Origin of the sequence: Actinokineospora inagensis DSM 44258, assembly GCF_000482865.1 — a bacterium.
GTDB lineage: Bacteria > Actinomycetota > Actinomycetes > Mycobacteriales > Pseudonocardiaceae > Actinokineospora > Actinokineospora inagensis.
Map to the genome: position 1 here is coordinate 21,327 of NZ_AXWW01000029.1, position 13,843 is coordinate 35,169.

General features: G+C 70.6%; 15 protein-coding genes. 9 read left to right on the plus strand and 6 right to left on the minus strand.

Features of this window, described 5'->3' with window-relative positions; all coding sequences use genetic code 11:
* Positions 1-42 precede the first annotated feature (42 nt).
* The 6 genes from H504_RS0112540 to hemW all read right to left on the minus strand — a co-directional run bounded on the left by H504_RS0112540 (position 43) and on the right by hemW (position 5,761).
* Positions 43-384, minus strand: a complete 342-nt coding sequence (locus H504_RS0112540; RefSeq protein WP_026423051.1) for a histidine triad nucleotide-binding protein — start codon at positions 382-384, stop codon at positions 43-45.
* Between the two features lie 603 nt (positions 385-987).
* Positions 988-1,722, minus strand: a complete 735-nt coding sequence (locus H504_RS0112545) for a 16S rRNA (uracil(1498)-N(3))-methyltransferase (protein ID WP_026423052.1) — start codon at positions 1,720-1,722, stop codon at positions 988-990.
* On the minus strand, positions 1,719-2,873 hold the full coding sequence (dnaJ, locus tag H504_RS0112550; RefSeq protein ID WP_026423053.1) for a molecular chaperone DnaJ: 1,155 nt from the start codon (positions 2,871-2,873) through the stop codon (positions 1,719-1,721). Before dnaJ ends, H504_RS0112545 begins: the two co-directional genes overlap by 4 nt.
* Before the next feature lie 60 nt (positions 2,874-2,933).
* Positions 2,934-3,956 carry a heat-inducible transcriptional repressor HrcA gene (gene hrcA, locus H504_RS0112555; protein ID WP_026423054.1) on the minus strand — a complete coding sequence of 341 codons (1,023 nt, stop codon included), beginning with the start codon at positions 3,954-3,956 and terminating at the stop codon, positions 2,934-2,936.
* 66 nt (positions 3,957-4,022) lie between these two features.
* Positions 4,023-4,304: a HEAT repeat domain-containing protein gene (locus tag H504_RS0112560; RefSeq protein ID WP_026423055.1), complete on the minus strand. Its 282-nt coding sequence runs from the start codon at positions 4,302-4,304 to the stop codon at positions 4,023-4,025.
* A 251-nt stretch (positions 4,305-4,555) separates the two neighbouring features.
* On the minus strand, positions 4,556-5,761 hold the full coding sequence (hemW, locus tag H504_RS0112565) for a radical SAM family heme chaperone HemW (protein WP_026423056.1): 1,206 nt from the start codon (positions 5,759-5,761) through the stop codon (positions 4,556-4,558).
* A gap of 150 nt (positions 5,762-5,911) precedes the next feature.
* Here hemW and H504_RS44015 point away from each other — a divergent pair, with 150 nt between their 5' ends.
* From H504_RS44015 to H504_RS0112610, 9 genes are all read left to right on the plus strand, one after another.
* Positions 5,912-5,998 (plus strand): putative leader peptide, encoded by an 87-nt coding sequence (locus tag H504_RS44015; RefSeq protein WP_425394057.1) that lies wholly within the window; start codon positions 5,912-5,914, stop codon positions 5,996-5,998.
* A gap of 117 nt (positions 5,999-6,115) precedes the next feature.
* On the plus strand, positions 6,116-7,804 hold the full coding sequence (locus H504_RS0112575) for a nitrite/sulfite reductase (RefSeq protein WP_026423057.1): 1,689 nt from the start codon (positions 6,116-6,118) through the stop codon (positions 7,802-7,804).
* Entirely contained in the window at positions 7,801-7,959 is a 159-nt protein-coding gene (locus tag H504_RS0112580) for a hypothetical protein (RefSeq protein WP_026423058.1), read from the plus strand. Before H504_RS0112575 ends, H504_RS0112580 begins: the two co-directional genes overlap by 4 nt.
* Positions 7,956-8,642 carry a phosphoadenylyl-sulfate reductase gene (locus H504_RS0112585; protein ID WP_026423059.1) on the plus strand — a complete coding sequence of 229 codons (687 nt, stop codon included), beginning with the start codon at positions 7,956-7,958 and terminating at the stop codon, positions 8,640-8,642. The genes H504_RS0112580 and H504_RS0112585 overlap by 4 nt, the downstream gene beginning before the upstream one ends.
* Complete coding sequence (cysD, locus tag H504_RS0112590) at positions 8,642-9,574, plus strand: sulfate adenylyltransferase subunit CysD (protein WP_051385775.1); 933 nt, start codon at positions 8,642-8,644, stop codon at positions 9,572-9,574. The genes H504_RS0112585 and cysD overlap by 1 nt, the downstream gene beginning before the upstream one ends.
* Positions 9,574-10,929 carry a sulfate adenylyltransferase subunit 1 gene (locus tag H504_RS34740; protein ID WP_035304187.1) on the plus strand — a complete coding sequence of 452 codons (1,356 nt, stop codon included), beginning with the start codon at positions 9,574-9,576 and terminating at the stop codon, positions 10,927-10,929. The genes cysD and H504_RS34740 overlap by 1 nt, the downstream gene beginning before the upstream one ends.
* Positions 10,930-10,962: 33 nt before the next feature.
* Positions 10,963-12,051, plus strand: a complete 1,089-nt coding sequence (locus H504_RS0112600; RefSeq protein ID WP_026423061.1) for an ABC transporter substrate-binding protein — start codon at positions 10,963-10,965, stop codon at positions 12,049-12,051.
* 28 nt (positions 12,052-12,079) lie between these two features.
* Positions 12,080-12,868: an ABC transporter ATP-binding protein gene (locus tag H504_RS0112605; protein WP_026423062.1), complete on the plus strand. Its 789-nt coding sequence runs from the start codon at positions 12,080-12,082 to the stop codon at positions 12,866-12,868.
* On the plus strand, positions 12,855-13,841 hold the full coding sequence (locus H504_RS0112610; protein WP_084467609.1) for an ABC transporter permease: 987 nt from the start codon (positions 12,855-12,857) through the stop codon (positions 13,839-13,841). Before H504_RS0112605 ends, H504_RS0112610 begins: the two co-directional genes overlap by 14 nt.
* The last annotated feature ends 2 nt before the right edge of the window (positions 13,842-13,843 follow it).

The following is a 13,843-nucleotide window of genomic DNA, read 5'->3' on the forward strand; positions in this document are numbered from 1 at the left end:
GCTAGTCCCCCCAGCACCGCCGCCGCACCGGAAAAACCCCCGTCACCGCCCAAACCCGCTCAACCGCTCCCCACCCAACACGTGCATGTGCGCGTGGAACACCGTCCGCCCCGCGTCGTCCCCCGTGTTGAACACAAACCGATACCCCGACTCCACAACCCCCTCCCGCCGAGCCACCTCACCCCCACCCCTCAGCACCGACGCCAACAACCCCGCATCCCCCGCCAACTCCAACGCCCCTTCGTAATGCACCTTCGGCACCACCAGCACATGAACCCTCGCCAACGGCGAGATGTCCCGAAACGCACAAACCTCCTCATCCTCATACACCACGTCCGCCGAAATCTCCCCCGCCACAACCCCGCAAAACACACACTCAGCCATAACCCCCACCCTATCCACCCACCGATCCCCCAGAACACCAGCAACCCAAGGCACAACAGAGAAGCAGCCCAAGAAGACGCCTCCACCACCAGGCCCTCACCCACCATTGGCGACACAAGCCCATTGGATACCCACCCGACGTGAGGGCCGACAGGCCCACACGAGCAAACGCCGGGTCCGCCGCCCCCCGCACCACGGGCGACACAAACCCATTGGATACCCACCCGACGTGAGGGCCGACAGGCCCACACGAGCAAACGCCGGGTCCGCCGCCCCCCGCACCACGGGCGACACAAACCCATTGGATACCCACCCGATGTGAGGGCCGACAGGCCCACACGAGCAACGCTGGGTCCGGCGCCTACCGCACCGTGGGGGTCCGGGGGGTCGCCCCCCGGGTATGTGGCGGCTTCCCGGGGGAAGGAGAGCTTCAGCTCTACGAACACGGGGGAGGAAGCCGCGCGGGCGGTGAAGCCTGGGGGTCGCTCCACCGCCCCGCGCGGCGCCGCCGGACCGAGGGGGGAGGTGTCCGGCGGTAGTCAGGCGAATGCGCTTCGGAATAACTGAAACGCTTTGCGGATAAAGGGTAAACCCTGGGCCTGGCTAGCGCCAGCGGGCGGTGAGGGCGCCCAGGGCGCCCAGGGCGACGGCCGCGGCGGTGGAAGTCCGCAGTACTGCGGGTCCGAGCCGGACGGATCTGGCCCCGACCTGCTCAAGGGCGGTCAGTTCGTCGGGGGTGATGCCGCCTTCCGGGCCGACCACGAGAACAAGATCACCCGATTCGGGTAGTGGGACATCGACCAATCGGGTGGCGAGGTGGGCTTCCAGGACCAGGGTGAGGGCGCTGGTCCTGGCCAGGGCGACCAGGTCCGGGAGCGCCGCGGGCGCGGTGACCTCGGGGACCCAGGGGCGGCGGGCTTGTTTGGCCGCCTCGCGGGCGGTGCCGCGCCACCGGGCGAGCGCTTTGTCGCCGCGGGGGCCGTCTTCCCAGCGGGCGATGCTGCGGCCCGCGCGCCAGGGGACGACGGTGTCGACACCGGCCTCGGTGGCGAGTTCGACGGCGAGTTCGCCGCGGTCGCCTTTGACGAGGGCTTGGGCGACGGTGATCCGCAGGTCGGGGCGGGGTTCGGTCCAGCGCCGGTCGATCAGCAGGTCGAGGTGGTCCTTGCCAGCCGACTCGACGACGCATTCGGCGAGTTCGCCGCGGCCGTCGCCGACGCGGAGGCGTTCGCCCGCGCGCAGCCGTCGCACGGCCGCGGCGTGCCTGCCTTCCGGGCCGTCCAGGGTGAACGGCCCGGCGGCGGGCAGCGCGTCGACCAGGAACTGGGCCAGGGTCATCGACGGGAGCGGAACTTGGCGAACAGGCCGCCGGTGCGGCTGTTCGCCGTGGCGAGCGAGTGCTGTTCCTCGCCGCGCAGGGTGGCCAGTTCGCGGACCAGCTCGGCCTGGCGGGCGTCGAGCCGGGTGGGGATGTCCACCTCGACGTGCACGTGCAGGTCGCCGCGGCCGTCGACCCGGCCGGTGGAGCGCAGCCGGGGCAGGCCGCGGCCGGTCAGCAGCAGTTCGGCGCCGGGCTGGGTGCCGGGTTCCAGCTCCAGTTCGATGCGGCCGTCGATGGCGTCGAGCGGGACGACCGCGCCGAGGACCGCGGTGGTCATCGGGATGCGCAGGGTGCAGTGCAGGTCGGCGCCCTCGCGTTCGAAGGTGGCGTGCGGCAGCTCCTCGACCTCGATGTAGAGGTCGCCGGCCGGGCCGCCGCCGGGGCCGACCTCGCCCTGGCCGGACAGCCGGACCCGGACGCCGTCGGCGACGCCCGGCGGGATCTTGGCGGTGATGGTGCGCCGCGCCCGGACCCGGCCCTCGCCCGCGCACTGGCGACACGGGTCGGGGATGACCTCGCCGAGGCCGCGGCAGGTGGGGCAGGCGCGGGCGGTGACGACCTGGCCGAGGAACGAGCGCTGCACGGACTGGATCTCGCCGCGGCCGCCGCAGGTGTCGCAGGTGACCGGGCTGGTGCCCTCGGCGCAGCCGGAGCCGCGGCACAGGTCGCACAGGATCGCCGTCTCGACCGCGATCTCCCGGCTGATGCCGGTGGCGCACTCCTCCAGCGACATCTGGACGCGCAGCAGCGCGTCGGACCCCGGCTGGACCCGGCTGCGCGGGCCGCGACCGCCGCCGCCCGCACCCGCGGCGCCGAAGAAGGCGTCCATGATGTCGCCGAGGCCGAACCCGCCGAACGGGTCCCTGGCACCGCCGCCCCCGCCGCCGCCGTTGCCGAGCGGGTCGCCGCCCATGTCGACGATCTTGCGCTTCTGCGGGTCGGAGAGGACCTCGTAGGCCGCGGTGACCTCGCGGAACCGGGTTTGCGCCGCCTCGTCCGGGTTGACGTCGGGGTGCAGCTCGCGGGCCAGCTTGCGGTAGGCGCGCTTGATCTCCTCGGAGGTCGCGTCCCGACCGACCCCGAGAGTGCCGTAGTAGTCCCTCGCCACCTGTCCAGTCCTCCTGCCCCGGGCACGCCGGGGCGCGTTGATGCCTGTTCGACCGACCCTCTACCGACCGAGGATCTCTCCGACGTAGTTCGCCACCGCGCGGACCGCGGCGATGTTCGTGGGGTAGTCCATCCTGGTCGGCCCGACGACACCCATCCCACCCAACAGCGTGGCACGGGTTCCGTAGCCGATGGAGACCACCGAGGTGGAGCGCATCTCCTCGGCCTCGTTCTCCTCGCCGATGCGCACCGTGATGGTGCCCGGGTCGGCGGTCGCGGCGAGCAGTTTGAGCACCACGACCTGCTCCTCCAGCGCCTCCAGGACCTGGCGCAGCGAGTGGGGGAAGTCGGCGACGCTGCGGGTGAGGTTCGCGGTGCCGCCGAGCACCAGCCGCTCCTCCGGGTGCTCCACGAGCGACTCGACCAGCACGGTGGCCACCCGGATGACCACGTCGCGCAGGTCGGCGGGCGCCGCCTCCGGCAACTCGGCGACGCTGGCGGCCGCGTCGGCCATCCGCTTGCCCGCCAGGGTCGTGTTGAGCATGCCGCGCAGCCGGGCGACCGACTCGTCGGTGACGACCTCGCCGAGGTCGACCATCCGCTGGTCGACCCGGCCGGAGTCGGTGATCAGCACCAGCATCAGCCGAGCCGGGGTGATCGCCACCAGTTCGAGGTGGCGGACGGTGGACGTGGTCAGCGTCGGGTACTGGATCACCGCGACCTGGCGGGTCAGTTGGGCGAGCAGCCGGACGCTGCGGCGCATCACGTCGTCGAGGTCGATGGCGCCGTCGAGGAAGCTCTGGATGGCCCGGCGCTCGGCGGTGGACAGCGGCTTGACCTCGCTGAGCCGGTCGACGAAGAGCCGGTAGCCCTTGTCGGTGGGGATGCGGCCCGCGCTGGTGTGCGGCTGGGTGATGTAGCCGTCCTCCTCCAGCGACGCCATGTCGTTGCGCACGGTGGCGCTGGACACGCCGAGGTTGTGCCGCTCCACGATGGCCTTGGAGGCCACCGGCTCGTGGTCGCGGACGTAGTCGGCGACGATCGCGCGCAGCACCTCGAAGCGCCGCTCGTCGGCACTGCCCACCGGTCACCTCCCTGGACGGTTCGGGTCTCCCGACCAAGTTTACGGAGCACGGGCGGGCGCCGGTGGTCAGCGGGTGCGGCCCGCTTGGCGGAGGTTGCGCAACGCGGCCGACGCGGCGATCCGGACGATGGGGTCGGTGTGCTCGGTGGCGCCCGCGATGATCTCGTTCGAGCGCGGTCCGCCGATCAGGCTGACCAGGTAGAGGGCCTTGCAGGCGAGCACCGTGTCGGTGTCGCCGACGAGCTCGGCGAGGTGCGGTAAGGCGTCGTCGCCGAGCTCGGCGGCGGACTCGTAGTCGACGGCGGCGGTGGACAACCGCTGCCGGACGTGCTGGAGGGTGACCGGCATCCTGGGGACTCCTCGCGCTCGGGCGTGCTGCCCAGAAGAGGAGCGGCCCGGGGTCCAGATACGCCCGCTGCCGAAGTCGGGTCGAAGGTCCCCACCCGACCAAGATCAGCTACGAGCCGATTGACCCATTGTCCGGACATTCATCAGCTCGGTCGTCGAGTTTTCTGGTGACCGCACCCGCGACGCGATTTCCGCTGTATGAACATTCGCCAATGTCAATTGTTCGGACATTAACTGACGTGAGCCGCGGGTCAGGTCAGGCGTCGGACCACGGCGTCGGCCAACAGGCGGCCCCGGTCGGTCAGCACGCACCGGCCCGCGGCGAGGGAGTCCGCGTCGAGGAGCCCGTCGTCGACCGCGGCCCGCGCCTCAGCGGTGTCATCGAGGAGGTCCACCGAGATGCCCTCGGCGAGGCGCAGTTCCAGCAGCACTCGCTCGAAGCGCTGGTCGGCGAGGGTGAGGACCTCCCGGGCAGCCGCGGGCGACTTCCCCGAAGCGAGGAGTTCCGCGTAGCGGGCGGGGTGCTTCACGTTCCACCACCGCACACCGCCGACGTGGCTGTGGGCACCGGGGCCCGCGCCCCACCAGTCGCCGCCGAGCCAGTAGCCGAGGTTGTGGCGGCAGCGGGCCGCGTCCGACGACGCCCAGTTCGACACCTCGTACCAGCGCAGACCCACCGCGGACAGGGCCTGGTCGACCTGCTCGTACCGGTCGGCCAGGACGTCGTCGTCGGGCATGGGCAGTTCGCCGCGGCGGACGCGGCGGGCCAGGGCGGTGCCCTCCTCGACGATCAGCGAGTACGCCGACACGTGGTCGACCCCGGCGGCCAGGACGGCGTCCAGCGAGGCGGCCAGGTCCTCGGGTCGCTCCCCCGGCGTCCCGTAGATCAAGTCCAGGTTGACGTGCGCGATCCCGGCCGCTCGGGCCTCCAGGGCGGCGGCGACGGCGCGGCCGGGGGTGTGGGTCCGGTCGAGGACGGCCAGCACGTGCCGGGCCGCGGACTGCATGCCGAGCGAGACCCGGGTGTACCCGGCGTCGGCGATGCCCGCGAAGAACTCCGGCGATGTCGACTCCGGGTTCGACTCGGTGGTGACCTCGGCGGTGCCCGCGAGCCCGAACACGGACCGGACGGCGTCCAGCACCTGGGACAACCCGTCGGCGCCGAGCAGTGACGGTGTGCCACCGCCGACGAACACGGTGTCCGCGACCGGCGGCGACCCGAGCACCCCGGCGGCGAGGTCGAACTCCCGCCGCAGCCCCGCCAGCCACGACTCTGGCGACGCCGAAGTCCCCAACTCGCCCGCCGTGTAGGTGTTGAAGTCGCAGTAGCCGCAGCGCGTGGCGCAGAACGGGACGTGCACGTAGACGCCGAAAGGGCGCGTGCCGAGGCCCGCGAGCGCGGACGCCGGGAGGGCTCCGTCGTCGGGCGCGGGGTCGCCGTCCGGGGTAGCCGCCACCTGTCCGCACCTCCGAGTCATCCACACCGACCAGGCCAGTGTCCCAGGTCCGCCGGACGCCGTCGGTGACACCCGCGCACACCTGGTGACCTGCGTCCCAGCATGCGGATGGCGGTAGACCACACCGTGGACGCGTGGCACGCTGAGCCCATGTCCGCGACCGAAGTCTTCCTGGTGGCCCGCCGCCACGTGGACTTCCAGCGCGTGTGCAGCGCGATGTGCCGTCAGTCCCACTGACCCACCGCGCCCCAGTCGCATTCAGCAGGCGTCGGGTGTGCCGCTGAGTGATCCCCCGCACCGCCGCCCGGGGTCGTCGCGGCGCGCACGAGCGCCCCGACCCCGGAGGAACCACCGGTGTCCCCCACCACACCCCCCACCTCCCGTAAGCCCGCCCCGCAGCGCCGGGGTGAGGGCCAGTGGGCGCTCGGCTACCGCGAGCCGCTGAATCCGAACGAGCGGTCCAAGAAGGACGACAACCCGCTGAACGTGCGGGCCAGGATCGAGAACATCTACGCCAAGGGCGGGTTCGACAGCATCGACCCCGGTGACCTGCGCGGCCGGTTCCGCTGGTACGGCCTGTACACCCAGCGCAGGCAGGGCATCGACGGCGGCCGGACCGCGACGCTGGAGCCCGAGGAGCTCGACGACGAGTACTTCATGCTGCGGGTGCGCATCGACGGCGGCGCCGTCACCACCGAGCAGCTCGCGGTGATCGGCGAGGTGTCGCAGACCTACGCGCGCGACACGGCGGACATCACCGACCGGCAGAACATCCAGTACCACTGGATCCGGGTCGAGGACATGCCCACGATCTGGCAGAAGCTCGAAGGCGCGGGCCTGACGACCATGGAGGCCTGCGGCGACAGCCCGCGCGTCATCCTCGGGTCGCCGGTGGCGGGCATCGGCGTGGACGAGGTCATCGACGGCACCCCCGCGATCCACGAGATCACCCGCCGCTACGTCGGCGACAAGGCGTTCTCGAACCTGCCGCGCAAGTTCAAGACGGCCGTGTCCGGCCTGCCGGACGTGGCGCACGAGATCCACGACATCGCGTTCGTCGGCGTGGTGCACCCCGAGCACGGGCCGGGGTTCGACGTGTGGGTCGGCGGCGGGCTGTCCACCAACCCGATGATCGGGCAGCGGCTGGGCGCGTGGGTGCCGCTGGACGAGGTGCCGGACGTGTGGGCCGCGGTGATCAGCGTGTTCCGCGACTACGGCTACCGGCGGCTGCGGCACCGGGCCCGGATCAAGTTCCTGGTCAAGGACTGGGGCCCGGCGAGGTTCCGCGAGGTCGTGGAGCAGGAGTACCTGAAGCGGCCGCTGATCGACGGACCGGCGCCCGAGGTCCCGGCCGTGCCGTACGACCACATCGGCGTGCACAGGCAGAAGGACGGCAAGTTCTACGTCGGCGCCGCCCCGATCGCGGGCCGGGTGTCCGGGTCGACGCTGGTGGAGATCGCCAAGGCGGCCGAGCGGGTCGGGTCGAACCGGGTCCGGTTCACCCCGCAGCAGAAGCTGGTCGTGCTGGACGTGCCCGAGGCCGAGGTCGCCGGGCTGCAGGCGGAGCTGGCCAAGCTGGGGCTGCAGACCGAGCCGTCGCCGTGGCGGCGCGGGGTGATGGCCTGCACCGGGATCGAGTTCTGCAAGCTGGCCATCGTCGAGACCAAGGCCCGCGCGCACGACCTGGTGGCGGCGCTGGAGACCCGGTTGGTCGACATCACCGCGGGCATCACCGCCCCGATCGCGGTGCACATCAACGGCTGCCCGAACTCGTGCGCCCGGATCCAGACCGCCGACATCGGGCTCAAGGGCCAGATCGTCACCGACGACGACGGCAACCAGGTCGAGGGCTTCCAGGTGCACCTCGGCGGCGGGCTCGGCCTGGACGCGGGCTTCGGCCGCAAGCTGCGCGGGCACAAGGTGACCGCCGCCGAGCTGTCGGACTACGTGGAGCGGCTGGTGCGCAACTTTGTCGCCCAACGGGAGCCGGACGAGCGGTTCGCCCAGTGGGTCGGCCGGGCCGCCGAGGACGACCTGCGATGAGCGAGCGGGCGACCCCCTTCTACTGCCCGTACTGCGGTGACGAGGACCTGCGGCCGCAGGAGGAGCCGCACGCGGCGTGGCTGTGCGCCGGGTGCAGGCGGGTTTTCACGGTGAAGTTCGTCGGACTGAATCTCTCCGGGGAGGCAGCGAAATGACCACCACGTACCAGGCGCTGGCGGAGCGGGCCGAGCACGAGCTGGCCGAGGCGAGCGCGGCGGAGGCGCTGGCCTGGACCGCCGAGACCTTCGGCGACGGGTTCGTCGTCGCCTCGAACATGCAGGACGCCGTGCTGATCGACCTGGCGTACCGGGCGAAACCGGACATCGACATCCTGTTCCTGGAGACCGGCTACCACTTCGCGGAGACGATCGGCACCCGCGACGCGGTGGAGCTGGTCTACCCGCGGGCGCGGATCGTCAACGCCGCGGCCGAGCAGTCGGTGGCCGACCAGGAGGCCGAGTTCGGGCTGTTGAACAAGACAGACCAGACAAAGTGTTGCTTCCTGCGCAAAGTGGTGCCACTGCGGCGAACCCTCGCGAACTACGACGCCTGGGTGACCGGCGTTCGTCGGGTTGACGGGCCGACCAGGGCGGACACCCCCGTCGTGCAATGGGATTCACGCAACAACCTGGTAAAAATCAATCCCATCGCGGCGTGGAGCGATGACGAGTTCAACCGCTATATTTCCGACCACAGCATTCTCGAAAACCCGTTGGTGCAGGCCGGTTACCCGTCCATCGGGTGCGAGCCGTGCACGTCCAGGCCACTGCTGGGGCAGGACGCTCGCAGCGGCCGCTGGGCTGGCACGAGCAAGACCGAATGCGGACTGCACGGCTGATGGCGACGGGAAACACGACCTTGACATCACTGCGAACACAGCCCCTTGACGCGTTGGCGCGCCTGGAATCCGAGGCCATTCACATCTTCAGGGAGGTGGCTGGCGAATTCGACCGACCGGTGATCCTCTTCTCCGGCGGCAAGGACTCAACTGTACTGCTTCACTTGGCGGTAAAGGCGTTTTGGCCCGCACCCGTCCCATTTCCGCTACTGCACGTGGACACCGGGCACAATTTGGACGAGGTGATCCGGTTCCGCGACCACACCGTGGCGCGCTACGGCCTGCGCCTGGTGGTGGCGAACGTGCAGGACTACATCGACGACGGTCGACTCGAGGAACGTCCGGACGGGACGCGAAATCCTTTGCAGACAGTCCCGCTGCTCGACGGCATCACGAGCAACCGCTTCGACGCGGTGTTCGGCGGCGGTCGGCGTGACGAGGAACGGGCCAGGGCCAAGGAACGGATCTTCAGCTTACGCAACTCCTTCGGCCAGTGGGAGCCGCGCCGCCAGCGTCCCGAACTGTGGAACCTCTATAACGGCAGGCACCGCGCGGGCGAACACGTCCGTGTGTTCCCGCTGTCCAACTGGACCGAACTCGACGTCTGGCGCTACATCAAGCGCGAGGCGATCGAGCTGCCGTCCATCTACTTCGCGCACCGCCGAGCGGTGTTCCAGCGCGACGGGATGTGGCTGACGGCAGGTCCGTGGTTCGGACCGCGCCCCGGCGAGCCGGTACGGGAGTTGACCGTGCGCTACCGGACGGTCGGCGACGGTTCGTGCACGGGCGCGGTGCTGTCCGAGGCGGCGACCCTGGACGAGGTGATCGCCGAGGTGTCGGCGAGCCGCCTGACCGAGCGCGGGGCGACCCGCGCGGACGACCGGCTGTCCGAGGCCGCCATGGAAGACCGCAAGCGGGAGGGCTACTTCTGATGGGTTCCACCACGCAGGACCTGTTGCGCCTGGCCACCGCGGGCAGCGTCGACGACGGCAAGTCGACCCTGGTCGGCAGACTCCTCTACGACACGAAGTCGGTCCTCGCCGACACCCTGGACGCGGTGCACCGGGCGAGCGTGGACAAGGGACTGTCCACTCCGGATTTGTCGCTGCTGGTCGACGGGCTGCGCTCGGAGCGCGAGCAGGGCATCACGATCGATGTGGCGTACCGCTACTTCGCGACCCCCAAGCGGTCGTTCGTGCTCGCCGACACCCCGGGGCACGTGCAGTACACCCGCAACACCGTCACCGGCGCGTCAACGGCGCAACTGGCCGTGTTGCTGGTGGACGCGCGCAAGGGCGTGCTGGAGCAGACCCGCCGCCACGCCGCGGTGCTGGCGCTGCTCGGCGTGCCGCGGTTGGTGCTGGCGGTCAACAAGATCGACCTCGTCGACTACGACGAGGCCGGTTTCGAGGTGATCGCCAAGGAGTTCACCGACCACGCGACCGCGCTGGGCTACCCGGTCGGCTCGGTGCTCTCGATCCCGGTGTCGGCGCTCGTCGGCGACAACGTGGTCGACCGTTCCACCCGGACACCGTGGTACGTCGGCCCGACATTGTTGGAACATTTGGAGACGGTCCCGGTCGAGCCCGACCCGCACGACGCGCCGTTCCGGTTCCCCGTGCAGTACGTCATCCGCACCAACACCGCCGAGCACACCGACTACCGCGGTTACGCCGGTCAGATCGCGGCGGGCACGGTGCGCCCCGGCGACGAAATCGTTGTGCTGCCGTCGGGTCAGCGCAGCACGGTCGCCCGGATCGACACCCCCACAGGCGAACTGGCCGAGGCTGAAGCCGGTCGCTCGGTGACCCTGGTGCTGACCGACGAGATCGACGTCTCCCGCGGCGACCTCATCGCCGAGGTCTCCGGCGCCCCCGTCGCGGTGGACGAGTTCGACGCCACAGTGGCGTGGCTGTCGGACAAACCGCTGCGCCCGGGTGCCCGCGTGCTGGTCAAGCACGGCGCCCGAACGGTGCAAGCCGTTGTGCCCGAGTTGACCTCGCGGTTCGACGAGCAGCGGCTGACCACGGTGCCCGCCCCGGACTCGTTGTCGCTCAACGAGATCGGCCGCGTGATCGTGCGCACCGCGGAACCGCTGCCGGTCGACGACTACGCGGTTAACCGACGTACTGGCGCGTTCTTGGTGATCGATGCCGCCGATGGGTCCACTCTGGCCGCTGGACTGGTCGGGGCCGGACTGCAGGCGTTGTCCGCGAACCCAGATGACAACGGCGGTGCCACCACCGCCACACCGACCGCGGGGGACTTGGTCTCCCCCGGCCCGTAAGAAACCGTCCCCACCCCCGAAAGGCCCTCCCCCGTGAAGCGATCCCGCAGTTCCCGCCTCTTGGCCGCCGCCGCGGTTGTCCTGTCCCTCTCCGCGGTCCTCGCGGGGTGCTCCCGCGCCGACTCCGGTGACAGCGGCAGCAACGCCGCGGGCGGCACGACGGCGGCCGACAAGGGGCCCGCCACGGAACTGCGGTTGGGGTACTTCCCCAACATCACGCACGCGCCCGCGCTGATCGGGCTGGAGAAGGGCCTGTTCACCAAGGAACTGGGCTCGACGAAGCTGGTGCCGACCAAGTTCAACGCCGGACCCGAGGCGGTGAACGCGCTCTACGGCGGCTCGCTGGACGCGACCTTCATCGGGTCCGGACCGTCGATCAACGCCTACGGCAAGTCCGACGGCAAGGCGGTCCGGTTGGTCGCGGGCACCGCTTCGCGCGGCGCGCAACTGGTGGTCAAGCCGGACATCAACTCCGCGCAGGACCTGGTCGGCAAGACCGTGGTGACCCCGCAACTGGGCAACACCCAGGACATCTCGCTGAAGAAGTGGCTCGACCAGCAGAAGCTGACCGACCAGGTCAAGGTCCAGAACACCGAGAACTCGCTGGCGCTGGAGGAGTTCAAGAAGGGCAACGTCCAGGGCGCGTGGCTGCCCGAGCCGTGGTCGTCGCGGCTGGTGCTGGAGGCCGGGGCGAAGGTCCTGGTCGACGAGAAGGACCTGTGGCCCAACGGTGAGTTCCCGACCACGGTGCTGATCGTGTCCACCACCTTCCTCAACGACCACCCGCAGACGGTCAAGGCGCTGCTCAAGGGCCTCGTCGCCAGCGTGGACTACGCCAAGCAGGACGTGCCGGGCGCCAAGGACGCGGTCAACAAGCAGCTCAAGGCACTGACCGGCAAGGACCTGACCGGCCCGACGACCGACCGCGCGTTCGCGAACCTCAACTTCACGCTCGACCCGTACGCGGCGCTGCTGCCGCAGCTCAGCAAGGACTCGGTGACCGCGAAGATCTCCAAGACCGAGACCGACGTCAAGGGCTTCCTGGACCTCAAGCTGCTCAACGAGGTGTTGGCCGAGTCCGGCAAGCCCGCGGTGGACGCCGCGAACCTGGACAAGAAGTAAGCAGCGGGGCGCGAGGGAGGGGCTCGACATGGCAGTCGCACTGCAGGACCCGGTGGACACCGACGTGGCGGTCAGGCTGACCGGTCTGCACAAGGTCTTCGGCCAGGGTCGCCGGGCGGTCACCGCGCTCGACGGCATCGACCTGTCGGTCGGACCGGGCGAGTTCGTCTGCCTGGTCGGCGCGTCCGGTTGCGGCAAGACGACACTGCTGAACCTGATCGCCGGGCTGGAGACCCCGTCGTCGGGCCGGATCGAGCTGACCACCTCGCGCCCGGCGGTGATGTTCCAGGAGCACGCGCTGATGCCCTGGCTCACCGTCAACCGCAACATCGAACTGCCGCTGCGGCTGGCCGGGGTCGGCCGGGCGGAGCGGCAGGCCAGGGTCGCCGAGCTGCTGCGGCTGGTGAAGCTGGAGGGCACCGGCGGCAAGCGGCCGCACGAGCTGTCCGGCGGCATGCGGCAGCGGGTGTCGCTGGCCCGCTCGCTGGCGTCGGCGGTGCACGGCGCCGCGGACGGCAAGCAGGCGCTGCTGCTGATGGACGAGCCGTTCTCCGCGCTGGACGCGATCACCCGCGACCTGCTGCAGTCCGAGCTGCTGCGGGTGTGGCGGGCGACCGGCACGGCCGTCGTCTTCGTGACCCACGACGTGCGGGAGGCGGTCCGGCTGGGACAGCGCGTGGTGCTGCTGTCCTCGCGCCCCGGCCGGGTCGTCGACCAGTGGGACGTCGAGGGGCTCGGCGGCGCCGACGAGCTGACCGCGGTCGACACGATCAGCGCGAAGCTGCGAGAGGTGATCAGCTCCCATGCCGCGGCTTGACCAGGACGACCCCGTGTCCACTGAAGACGTGACGACCGGGAACGGCACCCCGGGCGAGAACGGCGCGGAACCGTTGAGCGCCAACGGTTCGCACAGTCCACAGCAGACTCCTGAGGTGGCCGACGCCGACGCCGCGATCGGTGGTCTCGACGCGCTCGACGCGCCGGACACCAGGCCGACCCGGTCGGTGCCCGCGCGGATCCTCAGCTCGGTGGGGCCGCCGGTGCTGGCACTGGTGCTGCTGATCGGGGTGTGGCAGGCGATCTGGGCGTCGGCGGTGCTGGAGGAACAGCAACTGCCCTCGCCGCTGACCGTCGCCAAGGTCACCTGGGACCTCATCCAGACCGGCCAGGTGTGGGAGTTCCTGTGGACCTCCATCCACCGCGCGGTGATCGGGTTCTTCATCGCGCTGGCCGCGGCGACCCCGCTGGGGCTGGCGCTGGCCAGGGTGAAGGTCGTCCGCACCGGGCTCGGCCCGCTGGTGTCCGGTCTGCAGAACCTGCCGTCGGTGGCGTGGGTGCCCGCCGCGGTGATCTGGTTCGGCCTGACCGACACGTCGATCTACTTCGTGGTGCTGCTCGGCGCGGTGCCGTCGATCGCCAACGGCCTGGTCGCGGGCATCGACCAGATCCCGCCGATCCTGCCCAGGGTGGGCAAGGTGATGGGCGCGGGCACCTGGGCCTCCGCCCGGCACATCCTGCTGCCCGCGGCGCTCCCGGGGTACCTGGCCGGGATGAAGCAGGGCTGGGCGTTCTCCTGGCGGTCGCTGATGGCCGCCGAGTTGATCGCGTCCTCGCCGGAGCTCGGCAACGGGCTCGGCCAGTACCTGCACAACGGCATGTCGCTGTTCGACATGCCGATGGTGATCACCGGCATCCTGTTGATACTGCTGGTCGGCATCGGCATCGAACTGCTCGTGTTCGCGCCGCTGGAGCGGATCACGCTGTCCGCCCGCGGTCTCCGGAAGTCCTGATC

What these genes read in the sequence shown, in the direction of transcription:
- H504_RS0112540 (WP_026423051.1), bottom strand. Translation starts at nt 384, where the DNA reads ATGGCTGAGTGTGTGTTTTGCGGGGTTGTGGCGGGGGAGATTTCGGCG.
- H504_RS0112545 (WP_026423052.1), bottom strand. Translation starts at nt 1,722, where the DNA reads ATGACCCTGGCCCAGTTCCTGGTCGACGCGCTGCCCGCCGCCGGGCCG.
- H504_RS0112560 (WP_026423055.1), bottom strand. Translation starts at nt 4,304, where the DNA reads ATGCCGGTCACCCTCCAGCACGTCCGGCAGCGGTTGTCCACCGCCGCC.
- H504_RS44015 (WP_425394057.1), top strand. Translation starts at nt 5,912, where the DNA reads ATGTCCGCGACCGAAGTCTTCCTGGTGGCCCGCCGCCACGTGGACTTC.
- H504_RS0112580 (WP_026423058.1), top strand. Translation starts at nt 7,801, where the DNA reads ATGAGCGAGCGGGCGACCCCCTTCTACTGCCCGTACTGCGGTGACGAG.
- H504_RS0112585 (WP_026423059.1), top strand. Translation starts at nt 7,956, where the DNA reads ATGACCACCACGTACCAGGCGCTGGCGGAGCGGGCCGAGCACGAGCTG.
- cysD (WP_051385775.1), top strand. Translation starts at nt 8,642, where the DNA reads ATGGCGACGGGAAACACGACCTTGACATCACTGCGAACACAGCCCCTT.
- H504_RS34740 (WP_035304187.1), top strand. Translation starts at nt 9,574, where the DNA reads ATGGGTTCCACCACGCAGGACCTGTTGCGCCTGGCCACCGCGGGCAGC.
- H504_RS0112605 (WP_026423062.1), top strand. Translation starts at nt 12,080, where the DNA reads ATGGCAGTCGCACTGCAGGACCCGGTGGACACCGACGTGGCGGTCAGG.
- H504_RS0112610 (WP_084467609.1), top strand. Translation starts at nt 12,855, where the DNA reads ATGCCGCGGCTTGACCAGGACGACCCCGTGTCCACTGAAGACGTGACG.